Source organism: Streptomyces sp. NBC_00829 (genome assembly GCF_045161795.1).
In the GTDB taxonomy this organism is placed as follows: Bacteria; Actinomycetota; Actinomycetes; order Streptomycetales; family Streptomycetaceae; genus Streptomyces.
Genome location: NZ_CP108867.1, coordinates 2,396,981 through 2,421,467, shown reverse-complemented (window position 1 = coordinate 2,421,467; position 24,487 = coordinate 2,396,981). Strand labels below are relative to the sequence as shown.

General features: G+C 68.4%; 18 protein-coding genes and 1 pseudogene. 8 read left to right on the top strand and 11 right to left on the bottom strand.

Annotation, left to right across the window (positions count from 1 at the left end):
• The first annotated feature begins 13 nt into the window (after window positions 1–13).
• Entirely contained in the window at window positions 14–559 is a 546-nt protein-coding gene (locus OG293_RS09915; protein ID WP_405998406.1) for a DUF6114 domain-containing protein, read from the top strand.
• Window positions 549–1,853, top strand: a complete 1,305-nt coding sequence (locus OG293_RS09910; protein ID WP_405998405.1) for a hypothetical protein — start codon at window positions 549–551, stop codon at window positions 1,851–1,853. Before OG293_RS09915 ends, OG293_RS09910 begins: the two co-directional genes overlap by 11 nt.
• A gap of 78 nt (window positions 1,854–1,931) precedes the next feature.
• Here the strand turns inward: OG293_RS09910 and OG293_RS09905 are convergent.
• The 6 genes and pseudogenes from OG293_RS09905 to OG293_RS09880 form a co-directional block, all read right to left on the bottom strand.
• A pseudogene (locus tag OG293_RS09905) lies at window positions 1,932–2,141 on the bottom strand (IS5/IS1182 family transposase); the annotation flags it as partial.
• A 7-nt stretch (window positions 2,142–2,148) separates the two neighbouring features.
• On the bottom strand, window positions 2,149–2,835 hold the full coding sequence (locus OG293_RS09900; protein ID WP_405998404.1) for an HAD family hydrolase: 687 nt from the start codon (window positions 2,833–2,835) through the stop codon (window positions 2,149–2,151).
• A gap of 351 nt (window positions 2,836–3,186) precedes the next feature.
• Window positions 3,187–4,605 carry a DUF2252 domain-containing protein gene (locus OG293_RS09895; RefSeq protein WP_405998403.1) on the bottom strand — a complete coding sequence of 473 codons (1,419 nt, stop codon included), beginning with the start codon at window positions 4,603–4,605 and terminating at the stop codon, window positions 3,187–3,189.
• A gap of 199 nt (window positions 4,606–4,804) precedes the next feature.
• A complete protein-coding gene (locus OG293_RS09890) occupies window positions 4,805–4,933 on the bottom strand; it encodes a hypothetical protein (protein ID WP_405998402.1) in 129 nt (42 codons plus the stop codon).
• Between the two features lie 202 nt (window positions 4,934–5,135).
• Window positions 5,136–5,444 (bottom strand): hypothetical protein, encoded by a 309-nt coding sequence (locus tag OG293_RS09885; protein ID WP_405998401.1) that lies wholly within the window; start codon window positions 5,442–5,444, stop codon window positions 5,136–5,138.
• Between the two features lie 319 nt (window positions 5,445–5,763).
• Window positions 5,764–6,252 (bottom strand): SRPBCC family protein, encoded by a 489-nt coding sequence (locus OG293_RS09880; RefSeq protein WP_405998400.1) that lies wholly within the window; start codon window positions 6,250–6,252, stop codon window positions 5,764–5,766.
• An 888-nt stretch (window positions 6,253–7,140) separates the two neighbouring features.
• Here OG293_RS09880 and OG293_RS09875 point away from each other — a divergent pair.
• From OG293_RS09875 to OG293_RS09865, 3 genes are all read left to right on the top strand, one after another.
• Complete coding sequence (locus OG293_RS09875; RefSeq protein WP_405998399.1) at window positions 7,141–9,492, top strand: arylsulfatase; 2,352 nt, start codon at window positions 7,141–7,143, stop codon at window positions 9,490–9,492.
• A gap of 885 nt (window positions 9,493–10,377) precedes the next feature.
• Complete coding sequence (locus OG293_RS09870) at window positions 10,378–15,348, top strand: ricin-type beta-trefoil lectin domain protein (protein ID WP_405998398.1); 4,971 nt, start codon at window positions 10,378–10,380, stop codon at window positions 15,346–15,348.
• A 15-nt stretch (window positions 15,349–15,363) separates the two neighbouring features.
• Window positions 15,364–16,023, top strand: coding sequence for a hypothetical protein (locus tag OG293_RS09865; protein WP_405998397.1), 660 nt, complete (start codon window positions 15,364–15,366; stop codon window positions 16,021–16,023).
• A 113-nt stretch (window positions 16,024–16,136) separates the two neighbouring features.
• On the opposite strand, the gene OG293_RS09860 is transcribed toward OG293_RS09865, so the two are convergent.
• Window positions 16,137–16,388 carry a DUF397 domain-containing protein gene (locus OG293_RS09860; protein WP_405998396.1) on the bottom strand — a complete coding sequence of 84 codons (252 nt, stop codon included), beginning with the start codon at window positions 16,386–16,388 and terminating at the stop codon, window positions 16,137–16,139.
• 276 nt (window positions 16,389–16,664) lie between these two features.
• Here OG293_RS09860 and OG293_RS09855 point away from each other — a divergent pair, with 276 nt between their 5' ends.
• Both OG293_RS09855 and OG293_RS09850 read left to right on the top strand, forming a co-directional pair.
• Window positions 16,665–17,030 (top strand): type II toxin-antitoxin system RelE/ParE family toxin, encoded by a 366-nt coding sequence (locus OG293_RS09855; protein ID WP_405998395.1) that lies wholly within the window; start codon window positions 16,665–16,667, stop codon window positions 17,028–17,030.
• Window positions 17,027–17,344: a helix-turn-helix domain-containing protein gene (locus tag OG293_RS09850; protein WP_405998394.1), complete on the top strand. Its 318-nt coding sequence runs from the start codon at window positions 17,027–17,029 to the stop codon at window positions 17,342–17,344. Before OG293_RS09855 ends, OG293_RS09850 begins: the two co-directional genes overlap by 4 nt.
• 123 nt (window positions 17,345–17,467) lie before the next feature.
• On the opposite strand, the gene pyk is transcribed toward OG293_RS09850, so the two are convergent.
• From pyk to pta, 3 genes are all read right to left on the bottom strand, one after another.
• Window positions 17,468–18,898 (bottom strand): pyruvate kinase, encoded by a 1,431-nt coding sequence (gene pyk / locus OG293_RS09845; protein ID WP_405998393.1) that lies wholly within the window; start codon window positions 18,896–18,898, stop codon window positions 17,468–17,470.
• Between the two features lie 74 nt (window positions 18,899–18,972).
• Window positions 18,973–20,202, bottom strand: a complete 1,230-nt coding sequence (locus tag OG293_RS09840) for an acetate kinase (RefSeq protein WP_405998392.1) — start codon at window positions 20,200–20,202, stop codon at window positions 18,973–18,975.
• Window positions 20,199–22,280 (bottom strand): phosphate acetyltransferase, encoded by a 2,082-nt coding sequence (gene pta, locus OG293_RS09835; RefSeq protein ID WP_405998391.1) that lies wholly within the window; start codon window positions 22,278–22,280, stop codon window positions 20,199–20,201. Before pta ends, OG293_RS09840 begins: the two co-directional genes overlap by 4 nt.
• A 263-nt stretch (window positions 22,281–22,543) precedes the next feature.
• Between pta and OG293_RS09830 the strand changes: the two genes are divergently transcribed.
• Complete coding sequence (locus tag OG293_RS09830; RefSeq protein WP_405998390.1) at window positions 22,544–23,569, top strand: ATP-dependent 6-phosphofructokinase; 1,026 nt, start codon at window positions 22,544–22,546, stop codon at window positions 23,567–23,569.
• 113 nt (window positions 23,570–23,682) lie between these two features.
• Here OG293_RS09830 and OG293_RS09825 read toward each other — a convergent pair whose 3' ends face one another.
• The gene (locus tag OG293_RS09825) at window positions 23,683–24,330 is read right to left on the bottom strand and encodes an HAD family acid phosphatase (RefSeq protein ID WP_405998389.1); all 648 of its coding nucleotides are present in this window, start codon (window positions 24,328–24,330) and stop codon (window positions 23,683–23,685) included.
• Window positions 24,331–24,487: the final 157 nt, after the last annotated feature.

Sequence of the window (24,487 nt, the reverse complement as noted above, 5' to 3'; positions counted from 1 at the left end):
GGAGCTGTTTTCCATGAGCGCCGAGTCTGCAGTGTCACCGGGGCGGGACGAGCACTACCTTCGTGCCATTCGGCGGGTCTTCCGAACCTGGCGGGGGCAGCGGCCTTTCTGGGCAGGTCTGTTCACCGTGCTCGGCGGCATCCCCATCGCCTACTTCCCGTACGCGAGCTTCAAGCTCGGGCACATGACGCTCTCCATGTCGACGACCGCGGGTGCGGGCTCGCTGATCATCGGCGTGCTGCTGGTCACGCTCGGACTGACGATGTGGTTCCACGCCATCGTCAGAGTGTTCGCCGGAGTCGCCACGATTCTGCTGGCGCTGATCTCCATCCCGATTTCCAACCTGGGCGGCTTCATCGTCGGCTTCCTGCTCTCCCTCGTCGGCGGTGCTCTCGCGCTCTCCTGGGCGCCGGGCAAGCCCGTCGCGGAGGCGGTCCCTGCCAAGGAGTCGGCGGCCGAGCCCGCCGATGCCCCCGCGACCAAGCAGTGGGACATGGCGGGCGCGGACATGTACGAGTCATCCAACGACGCCAACGGCGGGAGGAACAGTGCCGGGTGATGTCACACCGCTGACCACGGCTGGAGGCGACGGGACGCAGGCCAGAAGAGGGCCGCGGCACGCGGCTCCCCGCAAATCCCTGCTGAACAAGCTCCAGATGCCGGCCGGCAAGGCGATAGCCCTGGCAGCGATGCCGACCGCAGTCTTCGTGGGCATGGGCCTCACCCCCAAGCTGGCGCTCGCCGAGGACAAGGACATCCCGTTCGCCCCAGGTCCGTGCGTGACCCGCTCGGACGAGCCGGCGGCGTCCGAGTCGCCCAAGCCGTCGGACTCGGCGAAGCCGTCCGAGACGCCTTCGGACAAGCCCGACCCGACCGCGAGCGAGCCTGCGGACGACAAGGGCACCGACGCGAACGAGCCCAAGCCGGGCCAGACCCCGTCGGCCTCCGACGCGGGCAAGGCCGCGGACGCGAAGGCGCCAGCGCCGGACCCGGCCGTCACACCGAGCGAGACGAAGACCAAGAATCCGCTGGACCCGCTGGGCCTCGGCGACGCGCTCAAGGATCTGTTCGACCCCGACAAGGAGCCGGCCAGCGCTCCGACGCCGAGCGCTTCCGAGAGCAGCAAGCCGGCGGAGGAGCCGAAGCCCTCGGCGACGCCGTCCACCAAGCCGTCGGAGAAGCCCGCCGAGAAGCCGTCCACCAACCCGGTGGACACGGTGGCCGACAAGGCCGACAAGGCCAAGGACGCCATCAAGGACGCGGCGGACAAGGCCGGTGCGACGACCGAGGAACTCGACGACGCGGTCAAGGGCCTCGACCCGAAGGCGGACGAGGACATACCCGACGGCGCCAAGCCGCACTTCCCCTGTCCCACGGCCGACCCGAAGGCCCTCGCAGCCGCGGACATGGAGCCGGGCATCCCGCTGCTCCCTGACGACCCGTGGGTTCTGCAGAGCTCGATGCTCACCCTGACGGGCCTGGACTACAAGGGCATCGTCGAGGTGAAGACGGGCAGCGGCAAGGTCAAGAAGGTGCTCAAGTTCACCGCTTCGGGCGTCGACATCAAGGACCTCCACCAACTGGTGGTCGGCCCCATGGGCACCACCTCGCACGTCGAGGCGTCCAAGGGCTCCACGTCCAAGATCCGCAACGGCACGGTGACGATGTACACGGAGGAGCTGAAGGGCAACCTCTTCGGCCTCATCCCGATCACATTCAGCCCGCAGACCCCTCCGCCGCTGAATGTTCCCTTCGCCTTCTTCACCAATGTGAAGGTGACCCAGGCCGGCCAGTTCGGCGGGACGCTGTCGGTTCCCGGCCTGCACAACTACTTCACGGGCGGAAACGCCTGACCAGATCCACCGGGAGCCGCACAAGGCTGTGGGCCGCACCCCCTCGGGGTGCGGCCCACAGTGCTGTCATGTCAGTCAGCTGAGCGGGCGCATCGTCACGTTCGTGCGCCAGTAGGACGCGACCAGCAGAACCCGGCCCTCCAGGGGCAGCCCCCACGGCCGACCCCGCATCACGGAGTCGACACCCTCGCGACGCGGCGCGGTCGCCGGCTCTGCGAACCGGCGCGGGCTCAGCCCGGTGAACGGGGTTGTCCAAGACGGCTCCGACGCCGTGAGCACACCAGCCAGAGCACGATCATTCCACTGGGGCCGATCCTTCCAGCTGATGAGGGAGGGTTGCGGACGCGAAGGCGAGAATGTCGTGGACCGCATCGCGCAGGCTCCCGAAGTGACGGTGCACGCCCTCCACCGCGACAGGAGCGTTGACCCCCCACACCGTCATGCCGGCACGCAGCCCGGACCGCACCCCCGACGGGGCGTCCTCGATGACCAGGCAATCCCCTGGCGCGGCGCCAAGGCGCTCAGCGGCCTGGAGATAGGGAACGGGCGATGGCTTGCCTTCCCCGACGGCGGCCGCGTCCACGATCAAGCCCGGGACCGGCAACCCGGTCCGGACGAACCGTCCGCGCACCCGGTGCTCATAGTTCGAGGTCACCAGCGCCCACGACCCGGGCGGCAGGCCACACAGGAGATCCGCCGCACCGTCGAACGCCGCATAGTCACCGGACCGAACATCCTCGTCCTCCAGCTCGTGCAGCACAGCCAGGCACTCCTGCGGATCGCGATCCGCAGCGACCTCGGCGAAGGTCTCCAGGGGCCTCGTCCGCAGCGCCACCTGATAGACCCCATCAGGATCCAGCCCATACCGCTCCGCCCACGTTCGCCAGACCCGGCGCTGGTTGTCCACAGCGTCGATCAACGTCCCATCGACATCGAACAGGACGTACCTCTTGGGGCCGGGCCGGCCGAGTTCGCTGGTCACGCTTTGATCATGCCACCAGGCCCGCAACCGGCAGGAGCGGGACGGCCCTTGGTCCGGAGAGCGGCCGCAGAACCGCCCTACCGCGTCGCGGCACGGTAGAGGTACGAGCGGACATGACCCTCTGTGTCGAACCACGGGAATCGCTGATGGAAGGGGTCGGTCGGCGAGTACTCGGGGATGTGAGCGGGTACGTCCAGCAGCGTCCGGCGGATGGCTGGAAGATCATGTTGAGACGGGGGTCGCGGGCCCTCATGCGGAAGCGCGGGGTCCCGGCCGGGCCGTTCGTAACTGGTCCTGTCCGAGGGAAGCTCCAGCCCGAAGGCGTTGCCGATACTGCGGGCGGCCGGCTTCTCAGGCCGCTTCGGCCGGGACCCGTCCGGTTTCGATGGCATCGACCAGGGCCTGGTGGTCCTTCTCGTTCTGGTCCGCGTACAGCTCGGCGAATGCCGCCAGCGCGCGGTCGAAGGCGTCGCCGCCGCCCAGGTAGGCGGCGATCGCGATCCGGTCCCCGGACCTGGCGTGGGCGCGGGCCAGCGTGGCACCGCACAGCCGGCCGAACAGAGCCATCTTCTTGGGCGACATGTCCTCGGCCACGGCGATTCCCTTCCAGTCCCGCAACTGGCGTACGTAGAAGTCCCGCCGCTTGCCGTCCATACCCGTGAGGCGTTCCCATCCCAGGAACATGTCGCTGGTGGCCTGCATGAGCCGCTGGCCGGCGACGACGCGCTCGCCCTGCGTGCCGAATGTGCTGCCGCCGACGTATGGCGCCAGAACCGACTCGTCGGCCTCCTTGGCCTGGAGAAACAGAGGATCCTCATCGTCCTTGCCGAGCAGCAGGATGATCCAGCAGCGGGTTCCCACACTGCCCACACCAACCACCTTGCGGGCCACATCGGCGAAACGATAGCTCTCCAGCAGGAACCGGCGGTCCGTCGACAGGGTCTGGCCATAGCGCTCGATCAGCCGGCTGAGTTCCTTCTCCAGCGCGCCGCGTTCGGCGTCCGGAAGCAGATCCTGGAGCCGTACCAGCAGCGGCGGATCGGGAGCGATCAGACGCCTTCCGTCGAGAACGTGTGTGAGCTTGTCGAAGACCTGCAGCGTGTCATGAGCACGGGCCCGCTCCCGCGTCTTTTCCCAGCGATCGCGCTGCCTGGCACTCGCCGCGGAGGCGAACTGCTGCTGCAGCTCGTCCGCGTCGAAGCGGGTGTACCAGACCTCGAGATTGCCCAGCCCGGCGAAGCCACGCATGCTCTCGCGGTAGGACCCCACGGCCGTCCGGACCACCGACGCCCGCTCCTTGGAGCTGAAACCGTTCGCCCGGCCCGCGATGACGAGGCTGGCCGACAACCGCTTGACATCCCATTCCCATGGTCCAGGCAGTGTCTCGTCGAAGTCGTTGATGTCGAACATCAGCCGGCGTTCCGGTGAGGCCAGCAACCGGAAGTTCAGCATGTGCGCGTCGCCGCAGCACTGCACCCTGATCCCGCTGCGCGGCGTCTCGGCGAGGTCCGCGGCCATGATGGCGGCGGCCCCGCGGTAGAAGCGGAATGGCGCCTCGCTCATCCTGCCGTAGCGGATCGGCACGAGTTCCGGCACGCGCGTCGCGGACTGCTTCTCGATGATCTCCACGGGGTCCGTGCGCTTCGGCGGGGGATGGAACTCGGCGTGACTGGACCGGGGTGCGGCGGATCGTGCGGCCTTGCCGCGGGCGACCCGCTCCTGCGGGGTGAGGTGCCGTGTCTCGTCGCCGGAGAGATGATTCTCGGTCATTGCAGACGCTCCACGATCTCGTCGTCGGCGCGCAGCGCATGGTGGTCGGCGGCCGCCGAGGTCGCGGGTCGTCCAGCATGACGTCGAGTTCGGTACTGACCGGGTCGCCGCCGTAACGGATCGCCCCCAGCCACCCGCACTGGGTGAAATAGGCTTGTTTGCCTATTCCCTTGAGCGTATCTCCGGATGGTGTTCCCAGCTACCTGAGCCAACGGGCGGCCTGGGTCGGCCCGGCCGCATACCGGTCGGTGTCCAGCACGATGTCGTGCGCCGCCCAGACCGTGAGCTGCGCGACCGGCACCAAGACGCAGGTGAGCACGATGAGCACCGCAGAGACGGTATTCCGTGCAATGCGTCCACCTGCGAGTGACGGGTGCCCACCCCCTGCCGCGTCACTCGCCCCCTTCGGGCCGCCACCGGGCTCGTACGGACCGGTCATGGGCGCTCCAGGGCGAGCCCGAGCCGTGATGGCGTGGCCCGGGCGTCTCCAAGCCGTGATGGCGTGGCCCGGGGCGTCTCCAAGCCGTGTCTCAGCTGTCTGCGTCCGACAACCAGCGCAACTCGATCTCAAGCCACTGGCTTTCGTGACGCCATGTGTCCAGGGCGGTCACGATCTGGCGGCTCACTGCGTCGGCTGTCAGTGAGCGCCACGGGCAGCCTCCGAGGAACTCGACGAGTACGCCGATCCGCTCGTCATGGCGGGCCGCCGGCACTGGGTCGGCCCTTCCGGGGTCGTCGATCGCGGCGAGCGCGCGACGGCTGACCATTTCGGGGGTGAGCCTTCGCCACGCGTAGGGGCTCAGGGCCTCGCTCACCGCGCGCACGCGCGCGTCTGTCAAGGAAGCCAGGCGAACCATTCGGGTCCTCCGCAGTGTCGGGACACCCCGTCGACGGCCACGTCGCCAGTCAGCACCGGGCTTCCCCGTGCATCGTGCGGAGTGGTGTTTCGCATGGATCGTACGTCCGCAGTCCTGTCGGTCTCTGTGTCCTCGCTCACAGAGCAGGACGTGGATCGAGGTGGGCCGTTCGCATCCGGGCCCGGCACCGCTGCTGCCCACCGGAGATACGCGGATCACGGCGGCGAAGCTTCCTTGGCCGGAGCCGACAGGGCCACCGCCAGGCCCGGCGGCGTACCGACTGGGGGTCGGGAGCCGGGCGTCAGCTGCCGACGTGGGCACGTATGGTGCGCAGGGCGCGGCGTTTCACGAGCCTGATGACCGGGCTGCTGACCCACATCAGCGGGGTGACCAGCGGGATTGCCTCGATGGCCATCGTCCAGGTGAGGCGTGAGCCGGAAGGGGTGGACTCGATGGTCCAGTCCTCCGCCGCGTGGCGGAGGCCGGGAAGCGATGCCTCGAAAACGCTGAACGTAAACCGATGTCCCTCGTCCCAGCGGAAGAAGCGCTCACGAGCGGTGAACACTCCCAGTAGCGTGACATCACGTACGGTTCCGACGCCGAACGGGCGCGGCGAAACCCAGCGCAGGCCGGTGAATACCCACACCCAGTGGACCAACTTATCGCCGGTCAGGACCTCCCAGATGCGCTCGGCAGGGGCTGTGGCCTCCACGGAGTGCACATAGCGGAAGGGTGCGGACTTCAGAAATGCGTCTCCACTCTCGGCGAGTGGATACCAATGCCGAGCCATGAGTACCACCGATCTTCCTTCCCCTCCCCGCGTGGATTGCACATGCGGATTCCCGCGCTCCAGCCGGCGGTCGGGCGCTTCTCGCAAAGAACAGTTTCGTCAGATTGTCGATCAGCTCCCCATCGCCGACAGAGTGCCCTTGAGTCCCAGGCTCGACAGTAGGTTCAGTGATGCGCTTTCCATTTCACGTCAACGCTCGCAGGGGTGGCCGTGGAACTCCTCGGCGGAAATCCTCCTGGACTTGTGATTTTCGACGGAGGATTCATCCATGGCCCGATATTGCATCCGGCGCCGCGCTGACCGTATTTGTGAGCTGCGCCGGGCAGGTTGACTCGGCGGCCAGGCGCAGCTCTCAATCGATTGCCTTTAACCGGCCCAGAGCCCGTGCCGGTTTCCCGGTCTCAATTCTCCCGGTCGGGTGCGGCGTTGGCGACCGCGCACGGGGAACCGGAGTCCTACGCGGGAAGGGCCGCATCGGCCGCGGCTCCGGTGGCAGCCGTCGTGGCGAAGATCTAGCATAAACAGTGGGCGAAATACGCGGTAAGCGGGCAGAGGTCGGACCGCACGCGGTCCGACCTCAGTTGAAAGGCCGCCTGCCAGGTGATGGTGCGCCACGGATCTGACCCGTCGGCAGACACCTCCATGTGAGCGCACGCAATCGCGAAGCGGTCCGTGTGCGGCCCTCTTTGGGCCGGCGCAGTTGTGCGGACCGGCGAGCACCCCGGCGCCGGCGTTCGTACCGGTGAATCCGTGCGGCCGAGGCTTGCTGGACATCGACGATCCGAGGCTCACGGGTACACGGCCGACAGGGGCGACGGCCTGGTATCACCCACCCGAATCCACCTGCCGGAGCCGCTCATCGGTTCGGTCGCAAGGAGGACAGGCACGATGCCAGTGAACGAGTACAAGCCAGGAAGCGGGTTCCCCGGAGTGATCGGGCGGACCACGGATGTGTCCAGCCCCGCATGGCCCGAGCCACCACGCGCGGTGCCGGGATCCCCCAACGTGCTGATGATCGTGCTCGACGACACGGGCTATGGACAGTTGGGCTGCTACGGCAGTCCGATGGAGACCCCCAGCCTCGACGGGCTGGCCGCCGAGGGGCTGCTCTACAACAACATGCACACCACGGCACTGTGCTCGCCGTCGCGTTCCTGCATCGTCACCGGCCGCAACCACCACGCCAACGCCATGGCTGCGGTCACCGAGATGGCCACCGGATACCCCGGCTACAACGGCAACATCCCGTTCGAGAACGGGTTCCTGTCCGAGATGCTGCTGCAGCACGGATACAACACGTACATGCTCGGCAAGTGGCATCTGATGCCTTCGGAGCAGGAGTCCCCCGCCGGCCCCTACACCCGCTGGCCGCTCAGCCGTGGCTTCGAGCGGTTCTACGGCTTCCTCGGCGGTGACACCAACCAGTGGTATCCGGACCTTGTGTACGACAACCACCAGGTCGAACCCCCCGGCTCGCCGGAGCAGGGTTACCACCTCACCGAGGACCTGGCGGACAAAGCGATGCTCTTCATCTCCGACGCCAAGCAGGTCGCCCCCGACAAGCCGTTCTTCCTCCACTTCTGCCCCGGAGCCACCCACGCACCGCACCACGTACCGCGCGAATGGGCGGACCGCTACCGGGGCCGGTTCGACGACGGCTGGGACGCGTACCGCGAGGTCACGTTCGCCAACCAGAAGAGACGGGGCATCGTCCCGCCTGACGCCGAACTCTCCCGCCACGACCCCGACGTCCCGGCCTGGAACTCCCTACCCCCGGACGCCCGGCGCCTCGCCACCCGCATGATGGAGGTCTACGCCGGATTCCTGTCCCACACCGACCACCAGATCGGGCGACTGCTGGACTTCCTCAAGGAGACCGGCGAACTCGACAACACCCTGATCATGGTCGTCTCCGACAACGGGGCCAGCGCGGAGGGCGGAGTCACCGGGACCACCAACGAGGCACAGTTCTTCAACAACGCCCCCGAACCGATCCAGGACAGCCTCAGGACGATCGACGAACTCGGCGGCCCGACCACGTTCAACCACTACCCCTGGGGCTGGACATGGGCGGGCAACACCCCGTTCCGGCGCTGGAAGCGGGAGACCTACCGAGGCGGCGCCAGCGACCCGTTCCTCGTCCACTGGCCACGCGGCATCAGAGCGCGAGGAGAGGTGCGCACTCAGTACGCACACCTCGTGGACATGGTCCCCACCGTCCTCGACGTCCTCGGGATCGAACCGCCCGACACCATCAAGGGCGTCACCCAGTCCCCCCTGCACGGCGTCAGCTTCGCCCACACGTTCGACAACCCGAACGCGCCGACACGCCATCACACCCAGTACTTCGAAATGCTCGGCCACCGCGCCATCGACCACGACGGCTGGCGCGCCGTATGCCCCTGGCCGGGCTCCTCCTTCACCGAGGCGCGCCAGCCCTTCGGCACACCCATCAGCTCCGAGACACTTTCCCAACTGGACGCCCACTCCTGGGAGCTCTTCCACATCGACGAGGACTTCGCGGAAACCCATGACATCGCCGCAGACCACCGCGACAAGCTCATCGAGATGGTGTCGCTGTGGTACGTCGAGGCAGGCAAGTACGGCGTGCTGCCGATCGACGGCAGCGCCCTCGCACGGATGACCGTGGAACGCCCCCAGATCACCAGGGAGCGGACCAGCTACGCCTTCCGGCCCGACACCCAGACGCTGCCGGCCTCCGTCGTGCCCCGGGTGCTCAACCGGCCGCACAGCATCACCGCCGACGCGGAGATCCCCACGGGCGGCGCCGAAGGCGTACTGATGAGCCAAGGTTCGATGGCCGGCGGCTGGAGCTTCTACATCAAGGACGGCAAGCTGACGTACGTCCACAATTACGTCTCGCGAGCCCTCTACACCGTGTCCGCGACCGACCCGGTGCCCGCAGGCCGTCATGAGCTGCGCTTCGAATTCGAACCGACCGGAAAGCCCGACCTCGCCATCGGCAAGGGCGCACCGGGCCGTGCCCAGCTCTACATCGACCGCAACCTCGTGGCAGAGGCCGACTTCCCGGTGACCACCCCCATCATGTTCAACCCCGGCGGCCTGACCTGCGGCGCCAACCCCGGCCAACCGGTCACAGCCGAATACCGGGCGCCGTTCCGGTTCACCGGCACGCTCCACAGCGTGACCATCGACCTGTCGGGCGAGCTCATCACCGACGCGGACAGCGAGATGCGTATGCACATGGCCCGGCAGTGAACGGCGATCTTGGGTCGCGTACGAACTCCACTTCAGCCAAAGCCGAGCTGCTGTAGTCGCCCCGTCGGCCGAGCAGCCTCCTGGACCAGACGGCATCGAGTGTCACGACGCCAGGCGGCAGCCTGCTGGGCCCAGCAGGCTGCCGCCGAGCAGCCAGAGGGGCAGGTACGCGCGCCCCTGGCCGCTGTACGGCGGTGACAGCGACCGCGTAGACCGGGTCGTGTTCGAGGCCCTCAGGAAGCTGGTGGCGTCGCCTTCGCCGGCCAGCCCCCGTCGCGAAGTCCCGATGGCCGGGGACCTTCGCTGCCCGACACCGTTCCCGGTCCGGGGGTCCAGGCCTGGGGCCGGATAGGCGTTCGCGGAGTACCCCCGCGCCACGCGGTTCACCAGCGACCCGGCGTGCGGCCTGCGCCACACATCCCTCCGTCAATGAAGGTCGCTTATTGGTCAACTTCCAGGCTGAAAAGCGTCGTCACGTCCACTCGGCCTTCACAGCAGACACACAGGTAGCCCCCGTCATGAGCACGGGATTTGCGTCCGCCCGATCGGAGGGGCTCGCCGTGGGTGCCTCGGGTCATGGGCTCCGGACGCTGAAGTCACCTCTTGCTCCGGGGTGTTGACCTGTGCCTATGGTGATCGCCGCGCGCGCGTGGTGGACCTTGACCGCTCCGTCGTGACGCGCGCACATCAGCCGGCGGCCGGGGGGACAGTGCCGCCACGGGGGAGGGATGACCGTCATGCCGCGATACCGGCTCCTTGCGAATGCCGTCTCGGTCGGCGCCGTCCGCTGCCCCTGTTTCCGCGCCGGGACAGCGGGCTGACCCGCGCGCATCGCCACCGACTCTTGGGACGGTCGCCCCCGCCTGCCCTCGTTCGCTACGAAGGATGCCTCTTTTGCGCCCCAGACCAGGGTTGCTCAGACCCAGATCACGAACATCCGCAACTTTCACCTCTGTCGTCACGTCCGTCGCCGCTTTGTCCGTCCTCGGTGGCCTGGCTGTCCAGCCCGTTGTACTCGACCAGGTCGCGGGACAGCGCATGGCCCCGGCAGGCGACTCCTACGACTGGTTCGAGGACACCGCCGTCGAACAGTTGCGGCAGGACCAGTGCCTCATGTCCGAAGTGCTGCGCCTGGGTGGGCCGGCCATGGCCACCGTCGCGCAGGACGGCCTCAACCAGCCGCAGGACAAGCTCCACGCGCTGGCCAACCGGCAGCACTGGGAGAACACACCGCTCGCCCAGGCGTACGAGAACGACAGGGACGCGGCGTCCAGGGAACTGGACGCCCTCCACGCTCTCCGGGGCGGATGGAGCAAGCCCCTCGTAGGGCTGGAGACTCCGGGCGGCATCAATGACTCCGATTTCCACTGGCCGCCGGGGTCGCCGGGTGACAGCAAGGAGGACTTCTACTCCCAGACCGGTCTGAGCAAGTGGATCTCTGACCGGTTCTGGAAGAGCGAGAGCGACTTCTACGAGGACCCCACCCCCAAGGCTGATGCGGCCACGCTCAAGGCCGTTGACGACCTGGGTACCCCCCTCTACGGCAAGGAACCTGATCCGAACCTGCCTGAGTGGGATCGTCAGCTGGCCGAGCAGAGCGCGTTCAAGTGGCTGCACGGATTCGCGCTGGAGCCGGCGGGGGCGGACAACGCCCGTCTCTTCCTCGCCTCCGGCGGCTTCCCCCGCACCGCCCCGCAGCCGGGCACGGCGGAGCACCGCATCGCGGTCGAGGACCTGAAGACCCGGTTCGCGTCGTGTGCGTGGCGCGACCCGATCGACCCGGACAAGGCGCTGGGCGACATCTCCGCCACGGCCGCGAAGGAGTGGCAGCAGGAGATCGTCTCCCAGCAGGCGCAGCGCAACCAGCTCCTGACTGCCAACAAGGACGCCACCAAGTCCCTCGCCGCGGGCGCGAAGACACTGGGCGACCTGCTGGGGCACTCCTGGGTCGCCGACCATCTTGCCCGCTGGCAGGACTACTGGTCTCCGGGCGGGGTCGGCTGGATCGGTGACAGCCATGTGACCATCGAGGTGCCGGGCGCGAAGGGCATGTGCCTGGACGTCGCGGGCGGCGGGAAGACCAACGGCACGCCGGTTCAGGTGTATACGTGCAACGGCGGCGCGGCGCAGCAGTGGATGGTCGAGGGCAGTGAGGACAACCTCCACCTGCGGAATGCCGGCTCGCAAAAGTGCCTGGATGTGGCGGGGAACAAGCCGGCGAGCGGCACGAAGATCCAGATCTCGGACTGCTACAAGTCCGAGGGGCAGTCGTGGAAGGGCGATGTCCGCGCCGCCTCGCCCCTGAAGAGTGTCTCTACGGGCAAGTGCCTGGATTTGAGTTCGTTCACCAAGAGCACGGACGCGCGGCTGTGGGACTGCAAGGACGCCAGTTCGCAGAAGTTCCTGATCAAGCCGTCCGGGCACCAGGGCACGGACAGCTTGTCGTACCCGCCCAAGGCCCAGTTCGACAAGGCGAAGAAGGGCGTCACCGATGCCCAGGCGGCGGCGAAGAAGCAGCTCGCCGCGCTCAAGGTCCAGCTGGAGAGCGCCAAGAAGTCGGCTGCCGCTTCCGACACCGCTGAGCAGGCGGCGTACGCCGTCGCCGATGCGGACGGCGCGCCTCGGGGCCGTGGTCTGCTGGTCGGCCAGCAGAAGGCTCAGGTCACCAAGGGCGCGGTGGCCGCGCTTGAGGCGATGGTGAAGGCCGGTGCGACCGCGGAGGCCGCCACCCGTGCCTCCGGCGGCGACAGTGAGACGATCGCGCAGCGGGCGCTGGCGCAGGCGGCACAGGTCAAGGCGGAGTTCCGCAAGGAAGCGGCGCACACTGCCGAGTTGCAGGCGAAGGCCGCGGCGGATGCGGCCAAGGTGCACCGGGACAACGCGAAGAAGGACAAGGAGACCGCGGAGGCCAAGCTCGCCGAGACCGTGAAGGCCGAGGGCGAGGCGAAGAAGGCCGCCGCCGATGCCCACGCGAAGCGGCTCGCCGCCGAGGCCGAGGAGGCGACGGCGAAGGCGGAGAAGGAAACCGCCGCGGCCAAGCAGGCCGAGGCCGCGCAGCATCGGAAGAACGCCGAGGCCGAGGCGGCGAAGGCCAAGGACGCCAAGGATGCGGCCGAAGCTTCCGAGACCACCGCGGTCGAGAAGAAGAACGGCGCGGTCAAGGCCCGCGACAAGGCCCGTGAACTGCGGGATGACGCGTGGGACGCCGAGCAGAAGGCGGACGCGGCGCGTGCGAAGGCGGACGCGAAGGAGGCGTTCGCGCAGGCCCACGAGTCGGACGCCAACGCCAAGGAGTCCAGGGCGGCAGCCGACGCGGCGGCAGGGCATGCCGACGACGCCGAAGCGGCAGCCGGCCGTGCCCGCACCGCGGCGGATGCCGCCACGCAGGCGGCGGCGGACGCGGACGCCGCGGCCACCCGCGCCGAGGCGGCAGCCAAGCGGGCTCGTTCCAACGCGGATGACGCCCAGGCGGCGAAGCTGAAGGCCGACGCCGCGGTGAAGACGGCGACCAGCGCGGCGGCGGACGCCATCCAGGCCGCCGCCCACGCCGCCTCGGAGGCCAACGCGGCGGTCAAGCTGGCCGACGAGGCCGAACAGCACGCCAAGAACGCCAAGACCGACGCGGACGAGGCCTTCAAGGAGGCCGGCAAGGCCCTGGTCGCCTCCGCGAAGGCCGCGGGCTTCGCCCATGTCACCGCGCAGGCCGCGGTGGACGCGGGGAACGCCGCCGCGCAGGTCGCCAAGCCGGCGAACGACGCGATCCAGCTCGGCTCCCCCTACGTCACCACCGACTCGGCCGCGGGCCTGGTGGTGCTGACCGGGCAGGCGTCGAAGTCGATCGCCGAGCAGCAGAAGGCCGTCGCCGACGCCCACGCCAAGAACGCGCAGGCGGAGGCCGCCGCGGCCAAGAACCTCGCCGAGCAGGCGCAGGGCGACGCGAAGATCGCCTATCAGCATGCAGCCAAGGCCGCCGAGTACGCAGCCGATGCCCGTACCTACGCGAAGGAGGCCCTGGGCTACGCGGCCGACGCCGCCAAGGCCGCCTCACTGGCCTCGGCGTCCCTGGCCCGCACGATCGACTACGACCGCCAGGCGACGGAGGACGCGGCAGCCGCGGACAAGGCAGCCGGGCGGGCCGAGGGCTACGCCAAGGAAGCCCGCGACTCCGCCGACCAGGCCGCTCTCGACGCCCAGGCCGCCCGCGACGCCGCAGCCGCGGCAGAGCAGGCAGCCAAGGACGCACGGGCGGCGGCGACGCGCGCCGACGAGGCCGCGACGGCGGCCGAGCAGGCGGCGAAGGACGCACAGAAGTACGCCGAGGACGCGCAGAAGGCCGCGGAGTCCGCCGAACGGAAGAAGGCCAACCAGCAGGTCAACGCAGGTGCCGGCACGGGTATCGGCGGCACGTGGTACGTCGTCGACGAGGACAGCATCGAGATCACCGACGCCAAGCAGCACAACCCCTGCGTGATCACGATCGGCTTCGAAGGCTGCACCACCACGTTCACGGTCACCTTCAGCGCGGTGGTCGACTTCTTCCTCTGCACCAATCCGGACATCCCGGAGGGCATCAGCTGTCCGTCCGAGGACACGCTGCTCATCGAGAGCAAGCGCATCCCGGGTCTGAAGAAGGACGTCACCCGGTACTTCACCAAGTTGCAGCTCATCGAGATGACCCTTGCCTACCAGGTCATCAAGGCGGTCCTGGTCCAGGACTTCGTCGACTGCTGGCACGGCAGCGCCAGCGGCTGCGCCTGGGCAGCGAGCAACTTCATCCCCGGCAAGGCATTCAGCAAGGTCTTCGAGGGAATCCGGGCCCTGGACGCCGCGATGAAGACCGGTGTCGGTGTCGCCGACGCGTTCAAGGCTCTCAAGGCCCTGGACCTGGATCCCGCGACCCTCGCCAAAATCTCGCAGCAGGTGAACATTTACGAGGACGCGTTCACGGCCTGTGCGCGCAACAGTTTCCCGGCCGCGACCCCCGTGCTGATGGCGGACGGTTCACACCGGCCCATCAGCCAGGTGGGTGTGGGTGACCTCGTCAAGGCCACGGATCCGGTTTCCGGCGAGCTGCGGGCCCGGCAGGTCACCGACACCTTCCAGCACAACACCGAGCGCCTGGTGGACCTCACCGTCGCCGGCGGCGGCACGCTGACAAGCACCGCGGGCCACAAGTTCTACGTGGTGGACCGTGGCTGGACGCTGGCCTCCGACCTGCGCGTCGGCGACCGCCTGCGCACCCCGGACGGCTCCGTCCGCGCGCTGACCGACCTCCGTGACCGCTCGGGCCTGGTCCCGCGCACCGTCTACGACCTCACGGTCGACGACCTGCGCACGTTCTTCGTGCGCACGTCGGGTCAGCGGCCTGACGATGTGCTCGTTCACAACTGCCTGAACATCGTGGGCGATGAAGGCAGGGAAGGCGCACACACCATCACGGAGCATGTGAACATCAGCGGGCAGAGGCTGCAGGACAAGATCGCCAGGGATGGCGTTGTGTCGGTCTGGAACGACGAGGCCACCGCAATGCGCGCCACCAATGAGGCCTTCCAGCAGTGGCTGAAGCGCAGCCCGAAGAACGGGGAGAAGCTTGCGAAGTGGATCACCGCGCAGCGGAAGAAGCCAAAGGGAGAGATCTTCGACCCCCGCTTCGACCTCTTCCCCATCGACTGGACGCTGCGGGGCGAGGGTTCGCTCGGCAAGGTCTACCGTTCGGGGGCCGCAGCGCCGACCGATGCGGGTAACGAGGTGATCATCAGGATCAAGGCGGTACGAGGAAAGGGCAACACGCACCCAGGGGACGAGGCTACGGGCGTCCCGGACAACTTCGCTATCTTCACCAGCTACCCGAAGTAGGAAAGAGAAGCAAGCATGGCGCAGCCACACCGGCACCTCGGTGTCGACATCGGGCTCAGCGGGCTGATCAAATGGATCCGCTACCCCTTGGTCAACAGTGAGGCCGCGGGCTTGGAGGTCGTCGGGAGCGTCGCTGACCGGTTTGAAGGGGCGTTCGCCCACCAGCTTCTGCGGGACTGTCTCGTGCTCCTGGACTCACCTCTGTCCAGTCGGGACGTCGAGATTCTGTGGCTGGCGGGGACGTTCCGGGAATTCGACCTGGAACGCCTCGGGGTCGACGGCCGGGTGTGGCTGCGCCGGATCGCTGACATCTGCACCGGCAGAATCCGGCGTGACGATCCCTCCTTCTCGCCCCTCACTGCCACACCTGTAGTGGACGAGTCGACGAAGGAGGCTGTCCGAGCCGAAGTGAGATCGGTCGGACCTGCCCTCGAGCAGGCGACAGCGCACCACTCCTACAACCCGCTTGCCGGTGTCGTCCCGGCCCTGGAACAGGCGGTGGACATCGACCCGGATCTCGCCTTCCGGTTGTTCCTAAGGGCGGTGAAGGCGTACTCCGTACCGATCAGCGAGGCCCGTTACGAGCGCTATCTGGCGCTCGGGGACCAGCTCGGCCTCGGTGAGGACGTCGTCGACGACGGTGACTTCAACGTCTGGCCGGATCTGGTGGACTGACGGCGCGCAACTTGACGATCGTCCTGAACGGAGTCACGCACATTGTGCCCGAGTCCTACCGCCTCACGTAGCGGAACGGGTGACGGAGCTACGCCCGGCTTTGCGTCCCGCACCTACTGCCAAGGGTGCGGGTCGCCGTCGTTCGTCGGTCGACCGGGGGCGCGCACGCCGCCCTCCACGGCGGCCGTGACGAAGGCCGTGAAGGCGGCGGGGGTGACGGTGTAGGCGGGGCCGTCGGGGTTCTTGGAGTCGCGGACGGCGATACGGCAGGGCTGGGCGGCGACCTCGATGCAGTCGCCGCCGGTGTTGCCGCTGTGCGACGACTTGCGCCAGGCGGCGGCGCCGAGGGGGCGCACTCGATGCACTCGCCGCCGCTGTACGACGACTTACGCCACCGCGCGCCCGTCAGGTCCTGGCTTGTGCCCATAACGTTCCTCCATTACGCGAGCGATCATCGCCGCCGAGTCCTCCGGGGGATGCCGACCAGGCCCTGAGCGCCATGCCGCTCGTCAATGAGGTGCACCCATTTGCGCCCGTTCGGGGGAGTAAACAGTGATACTGCTTCTCCTGGCCAGCAGTACGTCAAGGTACTAGTATGTGTACGTACTGGATCGTGGGCTGCCATGCCGTGGCACCTTGAGATGGCCGGAGAAGTCCGGGACTGGCTGCACAAGCTGAGAAAGGACGACCGCGACTCCGCGCGATTGGTGGGTCTGGCTATCCAGGCTCTGGTTGAGGAGGGGCCCGACTTGGGTCGTCCCCTGGTCGACCGCATCAAGGGTTCCGCTCTGCACAATTTGAAGGAGTTGCGCCCTGGTTCGTCCGGGGCGAGCGAGATCAGGGTGCTGTTCGTCTTCGACCCTCAACGCAGTGCCGTTCTGTTGGTGGCCGGAGACAAGGCAGGGCAGTGGTCCGAGTGGTACCGCCGCTCGATCCCCGCAGCCGAGGCACGATATGCCGCATGGTTGGATCACCTGGCCCGGCGGCAGAAGGAGGCACAGGAATGACCACCTTCCACTCCTGGGACGACGTCAAGCGTGAGGTCTTCGACGCCGAGGACCTCGATGTGATCGCTGCCGGAGCTCAGCGCATGGTGGCTGAAGCTCGCGCGCACCGGCTGGCCGAGATGCGGAAGCAACTCGGCCTCACACAGAGCGAGGTAGCGGCTCGGATGCATGTGCGACAGGAGCGGGTGTCGGCGATCGAACGAGGGAACACAAAAGCGGCGGAAGTCGGAACGATCGCCGCCTACGTCGCTGCACTCGGGGGCCGGCTGGAGATCGTCGCGAACTTCGACGGCACCCGCGTGGTTGTCGCCTGAGGCCGGAGAGTCGAGTACCCCTGGTCGGGTGAGGTCGACCAGCCCCGCCCATCGTCAAAGCCCGAGGGCGGTACCCCGGCCGATCCGGGGTACCGCCCTCGTCATCACTTCAGGCGCGTGCGACTACTTCGCGTCCACCCCGCCCAGGTGGTGCACCCGCACCATGTTGGTCGTCCCCGGGACGCCCGGAGGCGAGCCCGCCGTGATGATCATGACGTCGCCCGCGTTGTACCGCTGCAGCTTCAGCAGTTCCGCGTCGACCAGGTCGACCATCGCGTCCGTGTTGTTGACGTGCGGCACGACGTAGGACTCCACACCCCAGCTCAGCGTGAGCTGATTGCGGGTCGCCGGGTCCGTCGTGAAGGCCAGGATCTGCTGTTCGGCGCGGTAGCGCGACAGCCGGCGGGCCGTGTCGCCGGACTGGGTGAACGCCACCAGCGACTTGGCGCCCAGGAAGTCCGCGATCTCGCAGGCCGCGCGGGCGACGGAACCGCCCTGGGTGCGCGGCTTCTTGCCCGGGACCAGCGGCTGGAGGCCCTTGGAGAGCAGCTCCTCTTCGGCCGCGGTGACGATCTTCGACATCGTCTTGACGGTCTCTATCGGGTAGGCGCCGACCGAGGACTCCGCCGACAGCATGACCGCGTCCGCCCCGTCGAGGATCGCGTTGGCGACATCGGACGCCTCGGCGCGCGTCGGGCGGGAGTTGGTGATCATCGACTCCATCATCTGGGTCGCCACGATCACCGGCTTGGCGTTGCGGCGGCACAGCTCGACGAGGCGCTTCTGCACCATCGGGACCTTTTCGAGCGGGTACTCGACGGCCAGGTCACCGCGCGCCACCATCACGCCGTCGAACGCCATGACGACGTCCAGCATGTTCTCGACGGCCTGCGGCTTCTCCACCTTGGCGATGACGGGGACCCGGCGGCCCACCTCGTCCATCACCTTGTGGACGTCCTTGACGTCGCTCGCGTCGCGTACGAAGGAGAGCGCGACCAGGTCGCAGCCCATCTGCAGCGCGAAGCGCAGGTCCTCGACGTCCTTCTCGGACAGGGCCGGGACGTTGACCGCCGCGCCGGGCAGGTTGATGCCCTTGTGGTCGGAGATCACACCGCCCTCGACGACGATGGTCTTGACCTGCTGGCCGTCGACCTCGACGACCCGCAGTTCGACATTGCCGTCGTTGATCAGGATCTGGTCGCCCTTGGAGACGTCGCCGGGCAGGCCCTTGTAGGTGGTGCCGCAGATCGACTTGTTGCCGGCCACATCCTCGGTGGTGATCGTGAACTCGTCGCCCCGGACCAGTTCGACCGGCCCTTCGGCGAACGTTTCCAGGCGGATCTTGGGGCCCTGGAGGTCGGCGAGCACGCCGACCGCGCGGCCGGTGTCCTCGGACGCCTTGCGCACGCGGTGATACCGCTCGTCGTGCTCAGCGTGGGTTCCGTGGCTCATGTTGAAGCGGGCCACGTTCATACCGGCCTCGATGAGAGCTTTCAACTGCTCGTACGAGTCGACGGCGGGGCCCAGTGTGCAGACGATTTTGGAACGGCGCATAAGGCGGATCCTATCGGTTTGTTTCGGCTCGGAATATTCCGGCTGGTGGAATATACAAATGGGCGGACTTCCGCTCAGGCGTTGCCTGGGCCCGAAAGGCTCTTGACCAGGGAGAATGTCTGCTGGGCGATCTCCATTTCCTCATCGGTCGGGACGACGGCCACCACAACCCGTCCAGAATTCGCCGAAATGATCCGTGGCTCGTCGGACCGTACGGCGTTCCGTTCCGGGTCCAGCACCAGCCCGAGCTCCTCCAGACCCGCGACGGCCGCCTCACGCACCGGCGCCGCGTTCTCGCCGACCCCGGCCGTGAAGGCGATGGCATCCACCCGGCCCAGCACCGCGTAGTAGGCGCCGATGTACTTCCGCAGCCGGTGGATGTAGATGTCGAAGGCGAGCCGTGCCCGCTCGTCGCCCTCGTCGATCCGACGGCGGATCTCCCGCATGTCGTTGTCGCCGCACAGACCGAGCAGACCGCTCCTCTTGTTGAGCAACTGGTCGATGTCGTCCACCGACATTCCCGCGACCCGCTTGAGGTGGAACGTGACCGCGGGGTCGATGTCACCGGAACGGGTGCCCATCACCAGACCCTCCAGCGGCGTCAGACCCATCGAGGTGTCCACGCACCGGCCGCCCGCCACCGCGGACGCGGAGGCGCCGTTGCCCAGGTGCAGGACGATGACGTTCACCTCGGACGGGTCCTTGCCCAGCAGGGCGGCCGTCCGGCGCGAGACATAGGCGTGCGAGGTGCCGTGGAAGCCGTAGCGGCGGATCCGGTGGGCGTCCGCCGTCTCGACGTCGATGGCGTAGCGGGCCGCAGCCTCCGGCATCGTCGTGTGGAAGGCGGTGTCGAAGACCGCGACCTGAGGGAGGTCGGGGCGCAGCGCCTGTGCGGTACGGATGCCGGTGATGTTCGCCGGGTTGTGCAGCGGGGCCACCGGGACCAGCCGTTCCACCTCGGCCAGAACGTCCTCGTCGATCACGGTCGGCTCGGTGAAGCGCAGCCCGCCGTGCACCACCCGGTGTCCGATCGCGGCCAGCTCGGGCGAGTCGAGTCCGAGCCCGTCCTGCGTCAGCTCCTCGGCGACCGCCTTCAGGGCGGCATCGTGGTCGGCGATCGGACCGGAGCGCTCGCGCCGCTGAGCGCCGCCGCCCGTCAGTGGGGAGTGCACCAGTCGCGAGGTCGCCTCGCCGATCCGCTCCACGAGCCCGACCGCGAGTCGTGAGCTGTCGCGCATGTCGAGCAGCTGGTACTTCACCGACGAGGAGCCGGAGTTGAGTACGAGGACACGGCTGGCGGTCATGCGGACTGCTCCTGCTCCTGGGACTGGACGGCGGTGATGGCGACCGTGGTCACGATGTCGCTGACGAGTGCGCCGCGCGACAGGTCGTTCACGGGCTTGCGGAGCCCCTGGAGCACTGGTCCTACGGCCACGGCACCGGCCGAGCGCTGGACGGCCTTGTAGGTGTTGTTGCCGGTGTTCAGGTCAGGGAAGACCAGCACTGTTGCCCGGCCCGCCACCTCCGAATCGGGCAGTTTCGTCGCCGCCACGGACGGCTCCACCGCCGCGTCGTACTGGATCGGGCCGTCGATCCGCAGATCCGGCCGGGACGCGCGCACCAGCTTCGTCGCCTCGCGGACCTTGTCGACGTCCGCGCCGGAGCCAGAGCTGCCCGTGGAGTACGAGAGCATCGCGATCCGCGGCTCCACGCCGAAGCGTGCGGCCGTGACCGCCGACTGGATGGCGATGTCCGCGAGCTGTTCGGCGTCCGGGTCCGGGTTGACCGCGCAGTCGCCGTACACCAGCACCCGGTCGGCGAGGCACATGAAGAACACGGAGGAGACGATCGAGGCGTCCGGCTTCGTCTTGATGATCTCGAAGGCGGGGCGGATCGTCGCCGCAGTGGAGTGCACCGAACCCGACACCATGCCGTCGGTCAGGCCCTCCTGGACCATGAGGGTGCCGAAGTAGTTCACATCGACGACCACGTCGTGGGCCAGCTCCACGGACACCCCCCGGTGGGCCCGCAGGGCGGCGTAGCGCTCGGCGAAGGGCCGGCGCAGCGTGGAGGCGGCCGGGTCGATCAGCTGGCTGGCGCCGAGGTCGATGCCCAGGTCCGCGGCCTTCTTGCGGATGACCTCGGTGTCGCCGAGCAGCGTCAGGTCGCAGACGTCCCGGCGCAGCAGTACGTCGGCGGCGCGCAGCACGCGTTCCTCGCTGCCCTCGGGAAGCACGATACGTCGGCGGTCGGCGCGGGCCTGCTCCAGCAGATCGTTCTCGAACATCATCGGCGTGACATGGCCGCTGCGGGCGACCGCGAGCCGGTCCAGTAGATCGCCGGTGTCGACGTACCGCTCGAACACGCCGAGCGCCGTCTCCGCCTTGCGGGGCGTGGTGGCGCTCAACTTGCCTTCCAGTCCGAACAGTTCGGCCGCTGTCGGAAAGCTCATGCCCGGGACCGAGACCACCGGGGTGCCGGGGGCGAGCCGGGACGCCAGGGTGAGGATCTCGTCGGCGGGCCGCTCGCCCAGGGTGAGCAGGAGGCCGGCGATGGGGGGAGTGCCCGCGGAGTGGGCGGCCAGCGCGCCCACCACCAGATCGGCGCGGTCGCCGGGGGTGACCACCATGCAGCCGGGGGTCAGCGCGTTCAGGACGTTCGGCAGCATCGCGCCGCCGAAGACGAAGTCCATCGCGTCACGGGCGAGCCCGGAGTCGTCGCCGAGCAGCACCGTGCCCCCGAGGGCGTGGGCGATCTGGGCGACCGTGGGGGCCGCGAGGGCGGGCTCGTCGGGCAGTGTGTAGAGAGGAACCGGGAGGCTGGCCGCAAGCCGCTCGGCTATGGTCTCGCGCTCCTCGGGGGCGACGCGGTTGGCGACCATGGCGAGGACGTTGCAGCCGAGCACCTCGTACGCCCGGTAGGCGTTGCGCGTCTCGGCCCGTACGCCCTCGGCGGTCTGGCCCTTGCCGCCGACCACCGCGATCACCGAGGCACCGAACTCGTTGGCGAGCCGCGCGTTGAGCGCCAGCTCGTCGGGGAGCTGTGTGGCGGCGTAGTCCGTGCCCAGGACGAGTACGACCTCGTACTCCCGCGCCACCTGGTGGAAGCGGTCGACGAGCCGGGAGACCAGTTCGTCGGTACCCTTCTCCGCCTGGAGCGCGGACGCCTCGTGGTAGTCCATGCCGTAACCGGAGGCCGGGTCCTGGGAGAGCCGGTAGCGGGCCCGCAGCAGGTCGAAGAGCCGGTCCGGGCCGTCGTGCACCAGCGGGCGGAAGACGCCGACCCGGTCCACCTGGCGGGTCAGGAGGTCCATAACCCCCAGCTCGACCACCTGCCGGCCGTCCCCGCGGTCGATCCCGGTCACGTACACGCTGCGCGTCACGCGTTTGCCCTCCTGTCCATGCTGCCGCATACAAGAAGTGCAGAAGGTGGTGCATACAAAAAATACCGCTGGGTGGGCATCGCCCTCTTGACAATACCTCTGAGGGTAGCTAAGGCGCCCGCCGGAACGGGCGGGTCCAAGGGTCCGCGAGCGGGGACCAAGTGCCCTGCGGCCAAGTAGCTGGGAGGGCGAGGTTCCCGGGGCCCGTGGAACAATCGAAGGTGGGCTCACCTGTACCACTGACGAGCAGGAGACACAGCACGATGCGCATCGGAGTTCTCACCGCAGGCGGCGACTGTCCGGGCCTGAACGCAGTGATCCGGTCGGTTGTGCACCGCGCCCTGACCGGCCACGGCGATGAAGTCATCGGCTTCGAGGACGGGTTCAAGGGTCTGCTCGACGGCCACTACCGTCCGCTCGACCTCAACGCGGTCAGCGGCATTCTCGCCCGGGGCGGCACGATCCTGGGATCCGCGCGTCTGGAGCGCGGCCGGCTGCGCGAAGCCGCCGAGAACGCCGCCGAGTTGGCGAAGCAGTACGGCATCGACGCGCTCATCCCGATCGGCGGCGAGGGCACGCTCACCGCGTCCCGGATGCTCGCCGACGCGGGCATGCCCGTCGTCGGGGTGCCCAAGACCATCGACAACGACATCTCCTCCACCGACCGCACCTTCGGCTTCGACACCGCCGTGACGGTGGCGACCGAGGCCATCGACCGTCTCAAGACCACGGCCGAGTCGCATCAGCGCGTGATGGTCGTCGAGGTGATGGGACGGCACGCCGGCTGGATCGCGCTGGAGTCCGGCATGGCGGGCGGCGCCCACGGCATCTGTCTGCCCGAGCGGCACTTCCAGGTCGAGGACCTGGTGAAGATGGTCGAGGAGCGATTCGCGCGCGGCAAGAAGTTCGCGGTGATCTGCGTCGCGGAGGGCGCGCACCCGGCCGAGGGCTCGATGGAGTACGAGAAGGGCGAGATCGACCAGTTCGGCCATGAGCGTTTCCAGGGCATCGGCAACCGTCTCGCGGCCGAGCTGGAGCAGCGCCTGGGCAAGGAGGCCAAGCCGGTCATCCTCGGGCATGTGCAGCGCGGTGGCACCCCCACCGCGTACGACAGGGTGCTGGCCACCCGCTTCGGCTGGTACGCCGTGGAGGCGGTGCACCGCGGGGAGTTCGGCAGGATGACGGCGCTGCGCGGCACGGAGGTGGTGATGGTGCCGCTGGCGGACGCGGTCCACCGGCTGAAGACCGTGCCCCACGACCGGATGTACGAGGCGGAGTCGGTCTTCTGATCCGTGCGGCGGCCGGCCCTGGGCGCCCGTGGTCACGGCGGCGGTGAGCGGACCGTCCGCCGGCCGGCCGCGCGGCGCGGTCGGCGGACGGCCCGTACGGGGCGGTGGACGTGTCAGGACAGCTGGCCGTCGTAGTCCGGCAGCTTGAAGGTCCGCTCGGCGTGACCGCCGACCAGGTCGGTCGTGCTGTTCCCGATGTTGGCGACGATGGTGTAGCCCTTCGCCTCGATCTCCGCCCGCTTGCCGGTCTTGTAGGCGCTGACCTCCGAGAACAGGTCGGGGAGGGAGCGGACGTACAGACCGTCGAGGGGGTAGCCCGCCTTGCGCAGGTTGTACGACGTCAGCGGCTCGATGATGCCGGGGCGGGCCGTGACGAAGAAGATGTCCACTCCCCGGGAGTCGGCGTACTTGGCCAGGTCGAGGACCTGCTTGACCGCCGGGGTCGGGTACTCCCAGAAGTGGTGGAAGTCGGTCTCCAGCGAGGTGTTGTCGATGTCCAGGACCATCGCGAGCCGCTGACCCGAACTGTTCGCGGTGCGCTGCTCGATGTAGGGGCGGGCGGTGGCGACGACGGCCGAGACATCGCGCTGCCAGGTGGCGTAGTCGACGTCGCCGACGGCCGGGACGGCGGTGCTCGTCCGCTGCGCGGCGGGAGCGGTCCTGACAACGGTCGCGGCCGTGGCCGTGCCCGTCAGGGACGAGGTGAGGGCCAGCGCGGCGACCGACACCGCCGCCCGAGTGGTCCAACTGCGTGCATGCATGGGGGGGCTCACTTCTGAGTGGGTCCAGTGGGGCCCGGCCGGTTGTGAGGCGGCCGGGACCTTGGCATGCTCGCGCCCGACAGCGGACAGAAGGAAGCGTTCTCGCTACATCTTGGTAACTGCGTGGCCGCGGAAGGGAGTTCGCCTCAATGGCCGG

Bases quoted from the DNA above. Each gene is read 5' to 3' on its own strand.
- OG293_RS09825 (WP_405998389.1), bottom strand. From the start codon at position 24,330: ATGCATGCACGCAGTTGGACCACTCGGGCGGCGGTGTCGGTCGCCGCG.
- OG293_RS09880 (WP_405998400.1), bottom strand. From the start codon at position 6,252: ATGGCTCGGCATTGGTATCCACTCGCCGAGAGTGGAGACGCATTTCTG.
- OG293_RS09865 (WP_405998397.1), top strand. From the start codon at position 15,364: ATGGCGCAGCCACACCGGCACCTCGGTGTCGACATCGGGCTCAGCGGG.
- OG293_RS09895 (WP_405998403.1), bottom strand. From the start codon at position 4,605: ATGACCGAGAATCATCTCTCCGGCGACGAGACACGGCACCTCACCCCG.
- OG293_RS09870 (WP_405998398.1), top strand. From the start codon at position 10,378: ATGCCTCTTTTGCGCCCCAGACCAGGGTTGCTCAGACCCAGATCACGA.
- pyk (WP_405998393.1), bottom strand. From the start codon at position 18,898: ATGCGCCGTTCCAAAATCGTCTGCACACTGGGCCCCGCCGTCGACTCG.
- OG293_RS09830 (WP_405998390.1), top strand. From the start codon at position 22,544: ATGCGCATCGGAGTTCTCACCGCAGGCGGCGACTGTCCGGGCCTGAAC.
- OG293_RS09855 (WP_405998395.1), top strand. From the start codon at position 16,665: ATGGCCGGAGAAGTCCGGGACTGGCTGCACAAGCTGAGAAAGGACGAC.
- OG293_RS09915 (WP_405998406.1), top strand. From the start codon at position 14: ATGAGCGCCGAGTCTGCAGTGTCACCGGGGCGGGACGAGCACTACCTT.
- OG293_RS09850 (WP_405998394.1), top strand. From the start codon at position 17,027: ATGACCACCTTCCACTCCTGGGACGACGTCAAGCGTGAGGTCTTCGAC.
- OG293_RS09875 (WP_405998399.1), top strand. From the start codon at position 7,141: ATGCCAGTGAACGAGTACAAGCCAGGAAGCGGGTTCCCCGGAGTGATC.
- OG293_RS09840 (WP_405998392.1), bottom strand. From the start codon at position 20,202: ATGACCGCCAGCCGTGTCCTCGTACTCAACTCCGGCTCCTCGTCGGTG.